Annotated in this window: 18 protein-coding genes; all 18 read right to left on the bottom strand. The window is 31.3% G+C overall.

The features are described from left to right. Positions 1-83: 83 nt before the first annotated feature. The 18 genes from BUC03_RS05695 to BUC03_RS05780 all read right to left on the bottom strand — a co-directional run bounded on the left by BUC03_RS05695 (position 84) and on the right by BUC03_RS05780 (position 17616). Positions 84-1307 carry a murein hydrolase activator EnvC family protein gene (locus BUC03_RS05695; RefSeq protein ID WP_073149158.1) on the bottom strand — a complete coding sequence of 408 codons (1224 nt, stop codon included), beginning with the start codon at positions 1305-1307 and terminating at the stop codon, positions 84-86. After that, a complete protein-coding gene (locus BUC03_RS05700) occupies positions 1304-2077 on the bottom strand; it encodes a lipoprotein insertase outer membrane protein LolB1 (RefSeq protein WP_073149160.1) in 774 nt (257 codons plus the stop codon). Before BUC03_RS05700 ends, BUC03_RS05695 begins: the two co-directional genes overlap by 4 nt. 3 nt (positions 2078-2080) lie before the next feature. Continuing rightward, positions 2081-3460 (bottom strand): tetratricopeptide repeat protein, encoded by a 1380-nt coding sequence (locus tag BUC03_RS05705; RefSeq protein ID WP_084112820.1) that lies wholly within the window; start codon positions 3458-3460, stop codon positions 2081-2083. Between the two features lie 35 nt (positions 3461-3495). Further along, a complete protein-coding gene (locus BUC03_RS05710) occupies positions 3496-4512 on the bottom strand; it encodes a sugar nucleotidyltransferase (RefSeq protein WP_073149162.1) in 1017 nt (338 codons plus the stop codon). 41 nt (positions 4513-4553) lie between these two features. Continuing rightward, positions 4554-4985 (bottom strand): dUTP diphosphatase, encoded by a 432-nt coding sequence (gene dut / locus BUC03_RS05715; RefSeq protein ID WP_073149165.1) that lies wholly within the window; start codon positions 4983-4985, stop codon positions 4554-4556. Between the two features lie 4 nt (positions 4986-4989). After that, on the bottom strand, positions 4990-6420 hold the full coding sequence (locus BUC03_RS05720) for a lipopolysaccharide biosynthesis protein (RefSeq protein WP_073149167.1): 1431 nt from the start codon (positions 6418-6420) through the stop codon (positions 4990-4992). A gap of 114 nt (positions 6421-6534) precedes the next feature. Beyond that, positions 6535-7398 carry an ATP synthase F1 subunit gamma gene (gene atpG / locus BUC03_RS05725; protein WP_073149168.1) on the bottom strand — a complete coding sequence of 288 codons (864 nt, stop codon included), beginning with the start codon at positions 7396-7398 and terminating at the stop codon, positions 6535-6537. A gap of 63 nt (positions 7399-7461) precedes the next feature. Continuing rightward, positions 7462-9042, bottom strand: a complete 1581-nt coding sequence (gene atpA / locus BUC03_RS05730; RefSeq protein WP_073149170.1) for a F0F1 ATP synthase subunit alpha — start codon at positions 9040-9042, stop codon at positions 7462-7464. 49 nt (positions 9043-9091) lie between these two features. Next, positions 9092-9637, bottom strand: coding sequence for an ATP synthase F1 subunit delta (gene atpH, locus BUC03_RS05735; protein ID WP_073149172.1), 546 nt, complete (start codon positions 9635-9637; stop codon positions 9092-9094). Between the two features lie 4 nt (positions 9638-9641). After that, positions 9642-10136, bottom strand: coding sequence for a F0F1 ATP synthase subunit B (locus BUC03_RS05740; protein WP_073149174.1), 495 nt, complete (start codon positions 10134-10136; stop codon positions 9642-9644). 82 nt (positions 10137-10218) lie between these two features. After that, the gene (gene atpE, locus BUC03_RS05745) at positions 10219-10440 is read right to left on the bottom strand and encodes an ATP synthase F0 subunit C (RefSeq protein WP_073149176.1); all 222 of its coding nucleotides are present in this window, start codon (positions 10438-10440) and stop codon (positions 10219-10221) included. A 24-nt stretch (positions 10441-10464) separates the two neighbouring features. Then, positions 10465-11550 (bottom strand): F0F1 ATP synthase subunit A, encoded by a 1086-nt coding sequence (atpB, locus tag BUC03_RS05750; protein ID WP_073149178.1) that lies wholly within the window; start codon positions 11548-11550, stop codon positions 10465-10467. A gap of 134 nt (positions 11551-11684) precedes the next feature. Then, the gene (locus BUC03_RS05755) at positions 11685-12065 is read right to left on the bottom strand and encodes a DUF6168 family protein (RefSeq protein WP_073149180.1); all 381 of its coding nucleotides are present in this window, start codon (positions 12063-12065) and stop codon (positions 11685-11687) included. A gap of 12 nt (positions 12066-12077) precedes the next feature. Next, positions 12078-12308, bottom strand: a complete 231-nt coding sequence (locus BUC03_RS05760) for an AtpZ/AtpI family protein (RefSeq protein ID WP_073149182.1) — start codon at positions 12306-12308, stop codon at positions 12078-12080. Next, entirely contained in the window at positions 12262-12684 is a 423-nt protein-coding gene (locus tag BUC03_RS05765; protein ID WP_073149184.1) for a bactofilin family protein, read from the bottom strand. The genes BUC03_RS05760 and BUC03_RS05765 overlap by 47 nt, the downstream gene beginning before the upstream one ends. A gap of 11 nt (positions 12685-12695) precedes the next feature. Beyond that, positions 12696-15263, bottom strand: coding sequence for a type IX secretion system periplasmic lipoprotein PorW/SprE (gene porW / locus BUC03_RS05770; RefSeq protein ID WP_073149187.1), 2568 nt, complete (start codon positions 15261-15263; stop codon positions 12696-12698). 178 nt (positions 15264-15441) lie between these two features. After that, positions 15442-16137 carry an ABC transporter ATP-binding protein gene (locus BUC03_RS05775; RefSeq protein WP_073149189.1) on the bottom strand — a complete coding sequence of 232 codons (696 nt, stop codon included), beginning with the start codon at positions 16135-16137 and terminating at the stop codon, positions 15442-15444. A gap of 6 nt (positions 16138-16143) precedes the next feature. Further along, the gene (locus tag BUC03_RS05780; RefSeq protein ID WP_073149191.1) at positions 16144-17616 is read right to left on the bottom strand and encodes a DUF5687 family protein; all 1473 of its coding nucleotides are present in this window, start codon (positions 17614-17616) and stop codon (positions 16144-16146) included. Between the last annotated feature and the right edge of the window lies 1 nt (position 17617).

Consider the following 17617-nt stretch of genomic DNA (forward strand, 5'->3'; position numbering starts at 1 on the left):
CTTCTTGTAATTTATAATAGAACCTATAAAAAAGTCCGAAGGAGATTTTCCTTCGGACTTTTTTATGTACATAATAACTTTTTCTACATTTTATAAATCCAATGTGCTGGATTAAGTGCTTGAGTGTTTTTATAAATTAAAAAACTTAATGTAGGTCTTCCTGTAGCGGTACCCTTTCCTACTCTTCCTATCACCTGGTTTGTAGTGAGTTTATCCCCTACTTCTACATTAATTTCTGAAAGATTATTGTAAACGCTCAAATAGTCTCCGTGAATAACAAAAATTGCTTTATTCGCTCCTTTTATAGCCTGTATCTTAAAAACTTCTCCATTAAAAACAACTCTTACTGGCTCATCTTCATTAGTTTCTATTCTAACACCATCACTTTTTACTTGCACAGATTTAACTATAGGGTGAGGGTGTGTACCAAACTTCATAGAAACTACTCCAGATTTTACTGGCCAAGGTAATTTACCTTTATTAGCCGTAAAATTGGCTGCAAGTACTTTTGCTTCTGGTGTTAGCTTAAACTCACTTGTAGATGTAGAACCTTTCTTTTTATTTTCTGCAGCAATCGCTTCTTTAATTAACCTATCTATTTCTCTATCTATTCTAGAAACCTCTTGTTGTTTCTTTTTTAATTCTAACTCAAAATCACCACTTTTCTTTCTAATAGAAGCCACTAACTCCTGCTGTTGCTTTTTATCTTCTTGAAGCTTACTTTGTGTAATTCTGTTTTGTGCTAATAATTCTTCTTTTGCTTTACGTTGCTCTACTAAATCTTTATTAAGTTTTTGTAGTAATTGCGTTTGTTCTTGAATTTGTATGCCTTGTTTCTTTCTATATGCTGTGTATTGCTTCATATACTGCAAACGCTTATAGGCTTGTAGAAAATTTTCTGAAGAAAAAAGAAACATAATTCTGCTTTGGTTAGATTTACTTTTATATGATTTCTGAATCATTTTAGCATAATCTTCTTTAAGCTTCTCTAAATCTTTACGTAGCTTCTCTATTTTATTAATATTGGTATTTATCTCTTTAGTTAATAGATTAGCTTCTTGATTGGTTACTCTTATTAAACTTTCTGTTGCTCTAATGCGTTTATCTAAATCTTCTACTTGAGTTAAAACAGATTGTTGTTTTTGCTTATTATTAGCTAATAAACTGCTTATTTGACTTATTTCTTTTCTTAAGGCCAAACGTTGTTTTTCTAACTTTGCTCTTGTACTAGTTTGAGAAAACCCTACGGATGAAACCCCTATAACTAATAGAAAGCAAATAATATATTTTAGTGAAAGTGATTTCATTCAATTACAATTTCTTCGTATCCAGATGGAATTTCAAACGGAAAAGTTACTGGTTCATTAAACTCTAACGAACGATAATCTATATTTATTTTAGTGGTACCACTGGCTTGGTTAGCTATAATAGTTATATTCTTTGGCATACCATAACTTTCTTCACCAAAATAATCATCATAAGTAATTGTTACTCCTTGGTTTTCTTCTGGTCTATTTAGTTGTTGAGCTTTGGTTTTAAAACTTAATAAATCTATTAAAAAAGATTTTGCAATAGTTGCTTTTTCTATAGAAGATAATTGGTAACCTCTTTGTGTAGAAGAAATTTCGTAGTCTTTTGCTTTTAACTCATAAATGGGTTGACCTATTAACAAATTCTGTACTTTATTAAAATCTAAATCTGTACCTAACCATTTACTTAACAAGCTAAAATCACCATCAAAATAAGAGCCGTTTATTTTCTCATAAAACTGAACTCGATTTGGGGTAACCAATACTTTTGCTAACGAGATAATACCTGCTAGTTTGGCGCTTAGCCATATACTTTTATCTTTTTCTATTCTTATACTAACAGAGATAGACTGACTGTCATCACCATCATCATAACTACCTTTTAACCTACCTTGTAGTGTTTTAAAACTTGGGGTTGTGGCAAGGTTTTGCTTTATTACATTTACTTTAGTTTCATCTGCCTTTTTTTCTGCTGCCGTTTTTTTTGGTCCGCAAGAAATAATTAAAAGACTAATTAGTAAAAAGGTTAACTTATGTATGTGTTGCATTAATTACGGTATTTTTTTAAGTTGGTCTAACTTTTTTATAAATTTTTCTGCTTCAGAAGCATTGCCTAACCCTTGATAAGCAACAGAGAGTTGTTTGTAAAAATCTGATTCCATTTGCGGATTATCAATTAAAAAATCTAAGCCCATCAGTAGCATTTCTTCTGCTTCTTTATAATTTTCTAATGTATTTTCTGCAACTCCTGTCACCAAATAAATTAATGGTTGTGAAGGGTAAATTGCCATAAATTCTTCTGCTAAATCAATAGTTTTTTGTGGCTGCTTTTCATCTAAATACAAAAGCATTAAATCTTTAGCTGCTGCAAAATCTGTAGGTTTTTCTTTTAATACCGCTTCTAGATTTGCAATAGCTTTGGTATTATCTTTCCCTTTATAAAAATTAGCTAGCTCACTATTATTTTTACCTTTTTCTAGTTGTTTATCTAAGGTTTTTATTAATTGCTCTTCGTAAGCTGGGTTTTTATTTACTAACCGTACAAAATCACTAATTACTTCTTTTTTTAAGCTTGTATTTATATCACTCTCTAAAGCTATTTGTATAGAGTTAACCGCAGCCTCAGTATTATTTTTTGCTAAATATTTTTTATAAAGTGCGTAATGAGCTTCTTTAGAGTTAGGATATACTTTTAATAAATCTTCTGTTACCTGATACATTTTTTTACTCTCATGCTGATTAGCGTAAAAATAAATAAGCGCTAAGTAACTATCTATTTCTGTTGGTGCTTGTGTTAGCTTATTTTCTAAATATTCTTCTTCTAAAGATTTATCTGGATTTTCATTAAAAATTTTGGCTCTTAAAGCATCCCTATAATCACTTTGCCCATCTTCTGCATCTATATAATCTAACGCTTGTAATGCTTTATTGTAATTTTGTGTACGCACGTAAAGGTTAGCCAAATCTTCATAATAATCTATGTTATATTTACTCAATTTAGCAGCTATCTCTATTGCTTTGGGATAGTTTTGAGTAAGATAATACACATCGTAAAGCTCTGTGAGAATATCTTTATTTTCTTTTTTATTAGAAAGAGCTTTTAGCAAATATTTTTCTGCGTTAGTAAATTCTTCTAAAGATTTATAGTTTTTACCTAACTCAAACAAAACTGCACTATTACTTGGTTGTAAGTCTTGACATTTTTGCAAGGCTAATACTGCTTTATCATAATTTTCTATTCCTCGTTGTGCTAAAGCTTGGAAGAAATTTTCTTGAAAAACATCATTTACATTACCTAAATTATCTCTGTTTACTTCTTGTTTTGCAATAGCTAGCGAATCTGTATTATTATTTTGAGCTATGGAACCAGCAACTGTTCCGAAAAAAAATCCGAAGAAAAGAAATAGGCTATGTAAATTTTTATTTACCAAAAAACAGGATTAAATTTTATAATTTAAATCAAAAATTATTCTAACACAGAGTAATCTCCTATACTAATTTGTGAATATTCACCATCGTATTTTGCGTGATTACCAATCATAGAATTATCTAAATTAGCATTTTTTATGCTGGAATTGGTTTGAATTAACGAGTTTTTAATCTCACTATCTTCTACCACACAGTTGTCTCCTATAGATACATTTGGGCCAATAGTTGAATTTTTTACTACCACATTCTCTCCAATATAGCAAGGCTCTATAATTTCTGAATTTTCTAGACTTGCAGAAGTAGATACTAACTCTTCTCCGTCTGCCTTTAAGAAATTCAGCATTTTTCCATTCGTTTCTACGGTAACATTTTTATTTCCGCAGTCCATCCACTCATCTACCGTTCCTGTTTTAAATATTTTACCATCTGCCATCATCTTTTTAATACCATCATTAATTTGGTATTCCCCACCGTGCATTAAGTTTTCTTCTAAAACTTCTTGTAATTTACTTTTTAATACGGCAATATCTTTAAAATAATAAATACCTATCACTGCTTGGTCACTTACAAAGCTTTCTGGCTTTTCTACCAATTCAATAATTTCTTCTTTTTCATTTAAATTTACCACTCCGTAAGCTTCTGGATTAGCCACTTTTTTGGTCCAAATAACCGCATCTGCTTTTTCATCTAACTCAAAATCAGCTTTAATCAACGTATCTGCATAAGCGACAACTGCTGGACCAGAAAGAGAATCTTTTGCACTCATAATAGCGTGACCTGTACCTAAAGGTTGATCTTGTCTATAAATAGAAGCTTTTGCTCCTAAATTTTGTGCTAATTTTTCTAAACTATCTACCACATCTTGTCCAAAAAATGCTGGGTCACCAAGTATAAAAGCAACCTCTTCTATTGGTTGTTTTAACACTTTTGCTATATCTTTTACTAAACGATGAACAATTGGCTCTCCTGCAACAGGAATTAATGGTTTTGGAACTGTTAAGGTATGTGGACGAAGACGAGAACCTCTACCCGCCATTGGAACTATTATTTTCATTTGTTAGATTTAAAAATTAAAAATTGTGATGGATGTTGAATTTACACACCAGTACTACCAAAACCACCTTCTCCTCTAGCAGTTTCTTCTAATACTTCTACTTGTTCAAACTCTACGCGCTCGTGTTTTGCAATTACTAGTTGAGCTATACGCTCTCCATCTTTAATTACAAACGCTTCTTTAGAAAGATTGACTAAAATTACTCCTATTTCTCCTCTATAATCTGCATCAATAGTTCCTGGAGCATTTAAAACAGTAATTCCTTTTTTAGCTGCTAAACCACTTCTTGGGCGCACTTGTGCTTCATAACCAACCGGAATCTCCATAAATAGACCCGTTTTTACAATAATTCGATCTAATGGACTTAAGATAACTTGATCTTCTAAATTAGCACGTAAATCCATTCCTGCAGATGCTATAGTTTCATAACTTGGCAAGTCGTGATTAGATTTATTGATGATTTTTATAGTCATAGTATTAAGATTGTAATAATTGAATAATTTCTTTTTTCTCTTTTACATAGATTATTCCCAAAAATAGGAAAAGTAATAAGGTTCCTATTAATTTATGGTTATCAAATACATAAAATGAAGTAAATGCAAATGATGTAGAAAGTATTAAATACATTAATATTCTACTTAAATCATAAGGTACTGCGTAATATTTTCTGCTTAATAAATATGAAATAACCACCATAGAGCTGTAAGCAATTAATGTTGTATAAGCAGATGCCATAAAACCTATTATAGGAATTAATAAATAGTTGAGTATTATAGTTATTAACGCTCCTATTAAAGAGAGATACATACCAAATCTAGTTTTATCTATAAGCTTGTACCAAATAGATAAATTAAAATAAATTCCTAAAAACAAATTAGCAAGCAATACCACAGGAACAATACTTATAGCAACCCAGTAAGAGCTATTAGCTACTAACATTTGTTTAAACCAATCTAAATAAACAGTAACAAATAAAAGCATTAAACTACCTAAAATCACAAAATACTTCATTACAAAAGCATAGGTTGTTTTGGCATTTTTTTCTTTTGCATGGCTAAAAAAGAAAGGCTCTGCACCTAGCCTAAAACCTTGTATAAAAATAGTCATAAAAACCGCTATTTTATAACAAGCACTGTAGGCTCCATTTACATCTTTACCTAATAATTGAGGCAGTAACCATTTGTCAAAATTTTCATTAATCACATAAGCCATTCCTGCAACCATGATAGGCCAACCATAAGACAGTAATTTTTTTAAAATAGAAGTGCTAAATTCTAGTTTTGTTCTAAAAAAATAAGGCAATAACAAAATAAAAGTAAATGCACTAGCTGCTAAATTGGAAATAAAAACATACTGTACAGGCTCACTTTTAAACGATTCCATAAAATGAATATTGTACTTAGGGATAGCCCACAAAAAGAAATAATTAAGTAATACGTAAATAAAAACATTACTTAATTTAATTAGGGAAAACTTAAAAGGTTTGCCTGAAGCTCTTAAATAAGCAAAAGGGACTACTACTAAAGTATCTAGAGCTAAAACACCAAGTAGAAAATTGAAATAGACTAAGTTGAGCTTAAAAAAATCTGCAATTTCTTTATTAAATAACAAGACTAAGGTAAATATAACGAGAGTTGTAACCGTAAGGCTTATTAATGCAGTAGAAAATATTTTTGATTTATTTTTTTTATCGTGAGTGAAAAACCTAAAAAAAGAGGTTTCCATTCCATAAGTAAGTAAAACATTAAAAAAAGCAGCATAAATATAGAACGTAGTATTATCTGAATAGCTAGCATTTTCTAGCGTATCTGTATGCAATCTTATCAATAAAAAATACATTAATCTTGGTAGCACAGTAGCTAAACCATAGATAAATGTATCTTGAAAAAATCTTTTTAATGTACCCAAATTAATACTGTTTGATAATATTTAAATGTATTGAAATTTAAAGGATTTCTGTATTATATATAAAAAGAAAACCCCGAAATATTTCGAGGTTTTACGTTTTATAATTTTGATTATCTAGTTATTTAAAGCCTCTGCTCCTCCAACAATTTCTAAAATCTCGTTAGTAATTGATGCTTGACGAGCTTTGTTGTAAGATAATTTTAATGAATCTCTTAACTCTGTTGCGTTATCTGTAGCTTTATGCATTGCTGTCATACGTGCACCGTGCTCTGATGCAAAAGAATCTCTTAAAGCTTTGTATAACTGAATTTTCAAAGATTTAGGGATTAACTCTTCCACAATCTTATCTTTTTCTGGCTCAAAGATATAATCTAATGTTACTTCTTCTTCGCTTTTTTCTATAGGTACAATTGGTAAAAATTGCTCTTTGGTAACAATTTGCGTAGCTGCATTTCTAAAGCTATTGTAAACAATCATTACTTTATCATAACTACCCTCAACAAAAGATTTCATGATATCTTCAGCAATTACTGCAACATCATCAAATTCTAAATGATCAAAAATATCTACGTTATGTGTACGAACTGTAAATAATTTTTTTAGTATATCATTTGCTTTCTTACCAATAGTATATAATTCTACCTCTTTTCCTTTTAATTCTTCTTCATATAAAGATTTTACTCCTTTTATGATATTGGTATTAAAAGCACCGGCTAAACCACGATTAGAAGAAATAGCTACTACTAAAACTTTTTTTACCTCGCGTTGCTCTGAGTATTTACTTTCGCTCCCTTTCTCTAAACTAGCACTAAGGCTTTGTAAAAGCTCAGTTAATTTATCTGAGTAAGGACGCATGGCAGTAATAGCATCTTGGGCTTTGCTCAACTTTGCAGCAGAAACCATTTTCATGGCACTGGTAATCTGCATGGTTGAAGAAACCGAGGTAATTCTACTACGTAATTCTTTTAAATTAGCCATATTATGAGTAATAAGTTATAGTAAATGAGTATTAGAAAAGTTTCTAATACCCATTTCTAAAATCTACTTTTTATATTTTGCTGAAATTTCTGATGCTGCGTTTCTTAATACTTCTAAAACTTCATCAGTTAATTTTCCTGCTTTAAGTGTATCTAAAGTATCTCTATGCTTCGCTTTAAGATATTCTAAATAATCTACTTCAAATTCTTTTACTTTCTCTACAGGTACATCTTTTAACAAGTTTTTAGAACCTGCATAAACGATAGCAATCTGATCTTCTACTGGGTAAGGGTCGTTTTGAGCTTGCTTTAAGATCTCTACGTTACGTTTACCTTTTTCTATAGTACTTAAAGTAGAAGCATCTAAATCTGAACCAAACTTAGCGAAAGCTTCTAGCTCACGGTATTGTGCTTGATCTAATTTTAAAGTACCTGCTACTTTCTTCATTGATTTAATCTGAGCAGAACCTCCTACACGAGATACAGAAATACCTACGTTAATTGCCGGACGTACACCAGAGTTAAATAAATCTGAAGTTAAGAATATCTGACCATCTGTAATAGAAATTACATTGGTAGGAATATATGCAGAAACGTCACCTGCTTGTGTTTCAATAATTGGTAATGCTGTAAGAGAACCACCACCTTTTACTTTATCTTTTAAAGAGTCTGGTAAATCGTTCATTCCTTTAGCGATGTCATTATCATTGATCACCTTAGCTGCACGCTCTAATAATCTTGAGTGAAGGTAGAAAACATCTCCAGGGTACGCCTCACGTCCTGGTGGACGACGTAATAATAAAGATACCTCACGGTAAGCAACTGCTTGCTTAGATAAATCATCATAAATGATTAATGCAGGACGACCAGTATCTCTAAAGTACTCTCCAATAGCTGCACCTGCAAAAGGAGCGTATACTTGCATTGGAGCAGGATCTGATGCGTTTGCTGCAACAATAGTTGTGTAAGCTAAAGCACCTCTATCTTCTAAAGTTTTTGCAATACCTGCAACAGTAGAAGCTTTTTGACCAATAGCTACATAAATACAGTAAACTGGTTTACCTGCATCGTAAAATTCTTTTTGGTTAAGAATGGTATCAATACAAACCGTAGTTTTACCTGTTTGACGGTCACCAATTACTAACTCACGCTGACCTCTACCTACAGGAACAAGAGCATCAATAGATTTAATACCTGTTTGCATTGGTTCTGTAACTGGCTCACGATATATTACACCAGGAGCTTTACGCTCTAATGGCATTTGAAAAGTTTCTCCTGTGATAGCACCTTTACCATCAATAGGACTTCCTAAAGTATCTACCACACGACCAACAATACCTTCTCCTACGTTAATAGAAGCAATACGTTGTGTACGTTTTACAGTATCACCTTCTTTAATTAGTTTTGAAGACCCTAAAAGTACCACCCCAACATTATCTTCTTCAAGGTTAAGTACCATTCCTTCTAAACCTCCTTCAAACTCAACAAGTTCTCCGTATTGAGCGTTTGCAAGACCGTAAATGTTAGCGATACCATCACCAACAGTCAATACTGTTCCTACCTCGTCTAAAGAAGCTTGTGCTTCAAATCCTGATAGTTGTTCTTTTAATATTGCTGATACTTCAGCAGGGTTCACTTCTGCCATAATTAATTATTATGAATAGTATAAATAAGTATACTGTTTATATTTAATTTTAAACGTGTGCTTTATTTTTAAATCTAGTTTTTAAAGCGTTTAATTTGCCTTTAATACTAGCGTCGTATTGTTGATCTCCAACTCTTAATACAAAACCTCCTAAAATTTCTTTATCAATTTTGTTTTTTAAAGTCACTTTACTATCTGTTAAGCTTTTCACTTTAGAAAGAATTTTAGCTTCCATTTCTGGAGTTAAAGGCTCTACTGTAGTAACAACAGCTACTTTAATATTATTTCTTTCATCGTAAAGCTCTATAAACTTAGTTGTCACTAAATTTAAATCTGCTATTCTGTTATTGTTGACTAAAACTTGAAATAAATTTTTAACTGTTACAGATACGTCTTTAAAAATAGCTTGTAATGATGCTACTTTAGAATCTGGTTTTATTACCGGACTCTTTAGCACATTACGCAATTCTTGGCTATTCAACAAAGTTTGATGAATATCACGAATATCTTGATTTACAGTTTGCTCATTTTTTTGCTCTTCTGCTAAATCTAACAAAGCTTTTGCGTAACGTTGTGCTGCTCTACTACTTGCCATAATCTTAGTTTAACTTAACTTCATCAAGCATACTATCTACCAAACTCATTTGATCTTCTTTGTTGGCTAATTCTCTTTTCACTACTTTTTCTGCAATTTCTATAGATAAGTTAGCTACTTGTGCTTTAATTTCTGATAATGCCGCTTGTTTTTCTGCAGCAATAGCTTCTTGTGCTTTTGATATAATACTGTCTGCTTTTTGTTCTGCATCTACAGATGCATCAGCAATCATTTTATCTTTAATTTCACGAGCTTCTTTAAGCATTGCATCACGCTCTTCACGAGCTTCTTTGATTAAACGCTCGTTGGTAGATTTAAGATTTTTCATCTCAATCTTTGCATTTTCAGCAGACTCTAATGCTTCATTAATAGAAGTTTCTCTTTCTTCTATTAAATTAAGTATTGGTCTCCAGGCAAATTTTGCTAATAACAATACAAGAATAACAAACACTACCGTTTGCCAAACTATTAAACCAATTTCAGGAGTAATTAATTCCATAATATTATTAAATAATAATTTTTAATACTTTAATTAATAAACTTATTCGTGACCAACCGTCACGAATAAGTTTAAAGAATTTTTACTTTAAAACACCTAGTAAGGCAGCAACTACTCCAAAAAGTGCAACACCTTCAATAAGTGCAGCAGCAATAATCATAGCTGTTTGGATTTTACTAGCCGCTTCTGGTTGACGAGCGATAGCCTCCATTGCAGAAGCACCGATTTTACCAACACCGAAACCGGCTCCAACAACTGCTAAACCAGCTCCTAAAGCTGCTAAACCAACATATAATAACTCCATAGTAAAAAAATTAAAAATTAAAAATTAATGATCTTCGTGTTCTGCAACTGAAATCCCTATAAATAAGGCTGACAGCATAGTAAATATAAATGCTTGTAAAAATGCTACAAGTAATTCTAAAACTGATATAAATAACGCAAAAGGCACAGAAACACCTGCAACTCCAGCGCTTTCTAAAATAAATATTAAACCTAGTAAACTTAAAATAATAATGTGTCCCGCAGTGATGTTAGCAAAAAGACGAATCATTAATGCAATAGGCTTTACAAACAAACCTAAAAGCTCTACAATAGCTAATATAGGTTTTACAAAACCAGGTACACCTGGCATCCATAAAGTATGTTGCCAAAATTCTTTATTACCATTTACAAGCATCAAGACTAAAGTAATTAACCCTAAAGAAACTGTAATAGAAATATTACCAGTTACATTGGCTGCTCCAGGAAAAAGACCTAACAAGTTAGTAATCCATATAAAAAAGAACACCGTTAATAAAAATGGCATAAATTTTTTATATTTTTTTTCTCCAATCTGAGGTCTAGCAATATCATCTCTAACAAATAAAACTAAAGCTTCTAATGCATTATTAAGACCTTTTGGAGCTTTTTTCGTTTTCTTCAGCTTTTTTGATAGGCTCAAGAAAACGATTAACATTATAATTACAGTTAAAAACATTGCCGCAACGTTTTTAGTAACTGAAAGATCTAAAGGCTTTACTGCATTAATTGGATGATGATCTTCATCAAATTTAACCGCATGCTCCCCTTCATTTAACATATAAATATCTTCGTGCAAATTCACAAAGTGCTTCCCGTCTTTTTCAACAACGTGATGCCCCGTAATATCATGATGAAATTCTGAAGACATAAAAGAAACTACACCAGAATCTGTATAAAGAATAACAGGTAAAGGCAATGTTACCGCTGCCTCATCTGCCCCAAAGAAATGCCACCCGTGTGAATCTCCAATATGATGCATTATCATATCTGTTGGATTAAATTCTTTTTCAGCCTCTTCTAAAGACTTTTCTGAAGCGTAACTTGAAACACCACCTAGAAAAACTACTAGAGTAAGCAAAACAAGGTTTCTAAATAAATTACTGGCTCTCATAAATACCTTTTATACTTAAATTAAGGGCTTAAAATTCGCTGCAAAGATAATTTTTTAATTTTTATCTGAAAGCCTGTACACGTATTTTTTACAAAGAATAAAAAACTATAATTAATTAACTGATAAACAAAGGTTTAGTTTTGGTTTAAAAGTTTATTAACATACAGTGTTTCAAATGTTAGGTATATTAGGTAAGGAATAAGAATTATCATTAAGTTAGAAAACATATCTAATTTAGAATGAAGCATCATAGGAAGAAGAAATACAACCATAGCTACCATTTTTAAAAAACTACAGACTATAAATACAATTCCAGATTTAGACTTATCTATAGACGCAAAGAATAGCAAGAGACTACAAGTCATAAATGCTAATACAAAATGGAATAGGTAAATTTGCCAAACGGCATAAAACAAAGTTACGGTTGTAAAGTATAAAATAGCATATTGTATTGCCACCAACATAAGCGTTAAAATCACTAAGTATGTGGTAAGTTTTAAAAAACTAGCTTTCATTTATTAAAAAAATTACATGGATTTGACTTCTTTATAAACCACATAAAGCGCTATAAATACACCAATTAAAGAACCAACGATTGTTGCAAATGGTGAAATAGACTCAAATTTACTATCTAACCAAACGCCTCCAAACGTCATTAACACTATAGCTAAGACCATTTGAATGCCTAAGCCTGCAAACTTAACGTATGAATTAAGCGGTTCTTCCTTCTTTTCGTTTTGCTCCTTTTCTTTCTTCATTAAGAGATTTTACTTCACCTTTCATAGAACAAGTTGCATTAAATGTTGCCCCTGGATCTACTTCTAATTTTCCAATAATTACATCTCCCTCTATATGTGCAGATGATTTTAAACTTAAGGTATCTTTTACTACTAATTTGCCTGTAAATTTTCCTTCAAAATCAGCGTTTTCACACTCTACTTCACCATCAATATATCCTGTTTTACCTACAACTATTTTTCCTGCTGTTACTAAAGTACCTTCTAACTTCCCTTCTATTCTAAAACTACCTTTTCCTTCAATATTACCTGTAATTGTTGTGCCTTGAGCAATTCTATTTTGTTCTTTCATAGCATCTGAAGAGTTACTTTTACTTTTTTTATTATCTGAAAACATAATTGAATAATTTATTTTGAACGCTCCGAAAGATAAGCATTCAGGTTTTTATGTATTTGAATTATTTTATAGTTAGCTGTAGATATACCAAAATTGTTATTTGTTATGTTATATGCTTTTTCTTTTGAAAGCAATTCTCCCAAACCTTCTGCTCCTAAATTACTTTTTAAATTATGCACTATTACAAATAATTGATTTTCTGTATAAAAATCTAAAGATGTATAATGTTGAGAGTAGCCTAATTCTTGTAATGCTAAGTCTATTGATTTTTGAAGTTCTAAAGCTAATTCTTTTTCGTTAGTAGAGAATGGATAAACTAATTTAAAATCTTCTTCTTGAGCATCTTTAGTAAATGTGGTTATTTTTAATTTAGGTAGTGATGTTTTTACTATTTGTTCTGCTTTTTTACCTTCTTCACTTTGTGGGTAAGTTAACGCAACATAATTTAGTCCGCTTTCATAAGCTTTAAAGCCGCTATATCTTCCACTGGCAGTTGCTTTTAGTAATTCAAATTTTGGTACAATGTCTTCTCCTGTAAAAAGTTCTATATACTTTTCTGAATCTGCTATCACCTCTTTATATTGCTCTGCCTGAAACTTTCTGTATACAGAAGTATAGACTGCTTCTGGACTACTCTCATCATCTCTTAAAGAGCGCGGATTACGTAAAATACTAGCATAACGAGAATCTGCATGTTGAGACAAAATGTTTTGCTTCCATTTTTCTGCAGAAGCCGTATCTCCCATTATTTCGTATATCTTGTACAGATTATATTTAGAAGGAAGAATTAATCTTTCTTGCGGATTATTTTGAAGTAAAGTTTCTAGCTTATTTGCTGCTAACTCATATTCTTTAAACTTTTCTTTATAAATTACCCCTAATTGATAATAGGCAAAGTTTCTGTCTCTTTTTAAACTATCTATTACTTTCTCTTCAGAAGGGATAGTAGCTATATAAGTTTGCGGGTTAAAAGCGGGATCATTCTCTATAGCTGCAAGATAATCTTCTTCCTCTTCTTCTAATTCTTCTTCTTTTCCTTTAGCGCCAGAGCCGGCTTCATATCTCCAATTATCTTTTAACTCTCTATCTCCCCAGGTTTTATTAAACTTTTTTAACCCTCTGGTAACTTGATTTTCATTGTAAAAATAAAAAGTAGATTTACCACTACCTCCTGCTGTACTTTGGGTAGAGCCAAAAGGGTTAGATACTAATTGATCTTCTCCTTCTCTTTTTAAACGTTCTGCTTCTTCAATAGCTTTTTGCTTCATTTCTGAAGTTACTTTTTCAAAATAAGCTAAGCGTTCTTCACTAGACATTGCTACCAAACCTAGAATACTATCATTTTTATCTGCTATATCTTCATAAAGAATAACATCGTCTAAATTTTCTCTTTTCTTTTTAATAGCTCTGTACTCTCTGGTATTATCTGGCAGATTGATTAAAGTACTATCGTAATAAGCACCTGCTATTTTATACTCGGTATAATCAAAATTAATATCCCCTAAGGTTAGGTAATTTCTAGAACGTAAGTATTGATCTTGCAGATCTGTTCTTAAAGATTTATTATAATATTCTACAGAACCTTCTATGGAATCTGTAGCTTTATAAAACTGACCTATTTGGTAATATATTTTATCTAAAAAAGGTCTGTTTTCTCTATTTAGCTGCATTTCTTCTAATAACTCTCTAAAAGCTAATTGATCTTCTGTATCGTAATCAAAATTTTTAGCTTTTTCTATATATGCATTAATCATATATACTCTTGGAGTCTTCCTTTTTAAAGCAATAACCTCATCAAATACTTTATTAGCGCTATCTATCTCTCCTAATCTATCATAGATTTGACCTTTGATAAATAAAAATCTTCCTTTTTCTTCGTTAGAGTTTGTAAACTCAATGGCGTTATTTAACGGCGTAATAGCTTTTTCTTTCTCGTCTAAATTTAAATATGCTTGTGCTATTGCGGCAGAAGCACTAACTAAATCTTCGTCTTCAAACTCTACTTCTTCTTCAAATAATTTTCTTAAGTTTTGTAACGCCAGCTCATTATTACCCATACGCATATAGGTTTTTTCTCGCCATACTCTAGCGGTAATTAACCTATCACTCTCTGGGTAATCTGTAATTATATAATTAAATGCTTCTAAAGCTGGGAAGAAACGCTGATCAAAGTAACGGGCTTTTCCTAAAAGAAGAAAAGCTTCATCCATCTGCGGATTGTATTCTTCTCCCGCAATACGCATGTTATGTTTTTGAATAGCTTTTGTAGCTTTTTCTTCTGCTTTTTCGAAATTAGGATTTTTTGTTTGGCCTGGTTTATTGGTTTCTTCTTCTACCTGCATACGCTCTATAGGTAGAATTTCCCAATAATTATCTGTATAAGTTTGCGCTAATTCTTGCTGACCAAGATCTAGCGCTAGATTACCATTGTAGATAATATTGTAGTAAGCCCCCATAGCATGGAAGTTACGGTTAAGCCATTTATTTTTTTTTCTTGAGCAAGAAGCTACCAGTAGCAATGCTAATATTGCTAACAAGGTAGGTTTATTTATAGAAAAATTGTTTTTCTTCAAATTCATTAAGTATTAGCTATTTGGATAACTAAGTTTTACCACTTTTAGTATGATAGTGCGTAAAAATACGTTTCTTTATAAGAATTTAAAGAATATTAATTATTAATTTCTTTAATTAAGCTTTTGTTCAAACGAGAGTTTAAAATTTAAAACCACAAAATATCAAAAATTTGAATTAAACATACTATTTATTAAAATACGCTTCTAATTCTTCTAAAGTTGCTTGGCTAGTTTGTATGTCTTTTACTTTTTCTCCTTTATCTAAAACTACAATACGCTTACAAACTTCGGTTACGTGAATAAGATCGTGACTAGAAATAAGTACTGTTGTTTCTGTATTTTCATCTAAATCTTTAATGATTTTTTTTAATCGAATTTGTGTGGTTGGATCTAAATTGGCAAAAGGTTCATCTAGAATAACCATTTCTGGCTTCCCTATAAGTGCTGCTATTATTCCTGCTTTTTTCTGATTTCCTTTAGAAAGATTTCTTAGGTATTTTTTCTTCTGAAGTATTTCATCATTAAAAAAATCTGCGTATTGCTTTAAAAATTCATCTACATCGGCTTTGGTTTGCCCGCGTAAATCGCCAATAAAATAGAAATATTCTTCTGCAGTTAGGTAACCTATTAAAAAACTTTCATCTATAAAAGAAGAGGTAAATGGTTTCCACTCTTCACTTTCACTAACAATTATATTTTTATTTTTAATATATCCGCTTGAGGGCTGAATTAGATCTAGCAGTAAACTAAAAAAGGTAGTTTTTCCCGCTCCGTTATTACCCACCAATCCAAAACATTCTCCTGCTGGAATATCTAAATTTTCTATATTTAAAACGCTAACACCGTTATAACTTTTACTTAAATTACTTACACTAATCATAGTTGTTTATTTTTTTTCGCTAAAAGCTGCGATGGTTTTATATTTATTTTTTTGGTAAACTTTTTCTATTTTATTCAAGAAAAAATTAGTAAACACCAGTCCTAAAATTCCTGAAATTGCTAAAGCTATAATACCTGCTTCAAAATTTATAAACTTGTACGGAAGATAAAAAATAAGCATTGGTCCAAATATTTTTGGTAAAGCAATAAGTAATTGCGTAGGATTAAATCCTTGTGTATTGCTAAAAGCTTTTGCTTTCACATTTAATTCCATTGGCACACGGTTTAAAACGCCTCCATACAAGGTGATAAATGAGTTTAATCCCATATTAAACAAAGCTCCGGCAGCAATCATCCCATAAATATCCCATCCAAAATAAATATAAGGGGTACTCAAAATAAAAGAAATAACTACTGCTACCGCCATTAACAACCATTTAGATTTTAAATATTCTCTGTACGGAATGTTTTGACTCATTAACAGCTTATAATATTCGCTATCCCAAGACGGCACCAATTGCCCAAAAGACATCAAAAAACCACCTGTAATAAACATAGAAGCAAATGCTAAAAAGGCAGGCATATCTTGATAGGTTTCTTGCGTGTAAAAAATAAGTCCGTAGAAAAGAAATATAACTGACATAAACAATACTTGCTTTGGTCGTTTGTTTCTAATAATCATTCGTACATCATTTTTTAAAAACGGAGCTACCTTCCCAAAACGGTTTAACCAGGTTAACTCTTGCGTATGTACTTCTTTTGTTTCTTTAGAAATAGCGCCATCGAGGTAAAAATCTTTTCGAATAAATTTAAAATTGAAACGGTACAAGATGATCATTAATAGCAACGGAATTATTACAGCATAAGGCTTATTATAAATTGTATTGAAAAAATAACCTGCGGGCTCTGTAATAGAGTATACACCATAATACTCTAACAATATTGCTGCAATAAGCAAGGTTAAAATAAGGTAGAAAGCCTTGTTATTTTTATTCAGTAAAAAATTAAGGTAATTGATAGAGAGTGTAAAAAATATCATAGAAAAAAACCAAGCAATCACTTGAAGCGCAGCAAAATCGTTAATTATTAAAAGTACCGAAAATGGTAAAAAGAAAAATAGCGGTAAAAAATTAAAAAACGATATGGTTGTTTTACCCAAGAGAAAATGAATTACAGTACTCCGTTTTATTGGAATTACCATATAAGGTTTTATGTTTAAAACTGGTAATTGCTGCAAGAAATACCTAAAAGCAACATCTGCTAAAAACCAGTAAATTACAAAATTGTTTACCACTGTAATAGGGTCTTTATCTGGCATTACTTTTTGAATACCAAAAAACGCAGCAACACCCAAAACTAAAGCGGAAGCAATCATCCATAAAGCAGCTAGCCCTAAAAGAATTTTTATAGCAATTCCTTTTTGAAAATACGAAGAGCGCGAAAACTGCTTCCATTCTAAAGAGACAAATCGTTTAAACATA

The organism is Mesonia phycicola (assembly GCF_900141885.1).
Lineage (GTDB): Bacteria > Bacteroidota > Bacteroidia > Flavobacteriales > Flavobacteriaceae > Mesonia > Mesonia phycicola.